Source organism: Microcoleus sp. S13_C5 (assembly GCF_036700845.1).
Lineage (GTDB): Bacteria > Cyanobacteriota > Cyanobacteriia > Cyanobacteriales > Microcoleaceae > Microcoleus.
Window position 1 is genome coordinate 1 of sequence record NZ_JAUBPR010000309.1, and the last position, 1,105, is coordinate 1,105.

The window sequence follows — 1,105 nt, forward strand, 5'->3', positions numbered from 1 at the left end:
CAACGGAAAAACTTTGGGGTTCCCACTTTTCACAACTGATAAAAAAATTCCACCCACATCTGCGGAATGTGGGTTGTGAGTTGTGAGTTCAAAAGATTTTAATTTTTAACCGCAGATGAACGCGGATTAACGCCGATTGTTTATCTTGATTCTATCCCTTGACTCCAGCAGCAGTTTCTGTTGGCACAATGTATTTTTGCAAGAGCAAAAATAGTCCTAAAACTGGAACAATAGAAATAATAGAACCCGCCGCAACTAAACGCCAATCTAAAGAAAATGTCCCGGCTAAATTGGCTACCCCTAAAGGTAAAGTGTAATATTCCGGCCTGTCTAAAACTAGCAGCGGCCACAGAAAATCGCTCCAAGAACCGATAAATACAAAAATTCCTAAAGTAACTAAAGCCGGCTTAATTGCCGGAATCATGACGTGCCACCAAATGCCTAATTCGCTGCAGCCGTCGATGCGGGCGGCTTCTTCTAGTTCTTTGGGAACTGCTAAAAATGCTTGTCGTAATAAAAATATCCCGAAGGCTGAGGCTAGCCCTGGAAAGATTACGCCTAAATAACTATTTTTTAGCCCGAGTTGTACAGTCAATATGTATAGGGGAATCATGACTATTTGGAACGGAATCATGATTGTGGAAACGATCGTGATTAAGATGGCTTCGCGGCCGCGAAATTTGAGTCTGGCTAAGGGGTAAGCGGCGAGGGCACAAAAGAGGACGTTGATGCTAACTGTGAGGCAGGCAATTAGGGTGCTGTTGAACAGGTAGCGGCCGAAGGGGTTGGTTTGCCAAACTTTGATGAAGTTTTCGAGGGTTGGCTGTTGGGGCCACAGTTGCGGGGGAAATTGAAAGATGTTTTCGTTGGGGGATTTGAGGGAGGTACTGAGCAGCCACAGCAAGGGAAACAGCATTAAAAGTGCGATCGCGCTCATGATGCTGTACGTCCACAGTGTGCTCCACCGCGAGGGAGTGTTGTTTGGGGAATTTGGTTTTTTAGTTTTGAGATTGTTCATTGTTGGGATATGATAAGTAGTCAAACAAAATTAATTACACAAACAACTAATATGATATAATAAAAAATATCAAGTTGTGTTCAAAGA

At 43.3% G+C, this 1,105-nt stretch carries 1 protein-coding gene; it reads right to left on the minus strand.

Annotated features, from left to right (window positions below):
- Nucleotides 1-151: 151 nt before the first annotated feature.
- The gene (locus QUA04_RS29790) at nucleotides 152-1,018 is read right to left on the minus strand and encodes a carbohydrate ABC transporter permease (protein ID WP_333264443.1); all 867 of its coding nucleotides are present in this window, start codon (nucleotides 1,016-1,018) and stop codon (nucleotides 152-154) included.
- Nucleotides 1,019-1,105: the final 87 nt, after the last annotated feature.

Bases quoted from the DNA above. Each gene is read 5' to 3' on its own strand.
- QUA04_RS29790 (WP_333264443.1), bottom strand. From the start codon at position 1,018: ATGAACAATCTCAAAACTAAAAAACCAAATTCCCCAAACAACACTCCC.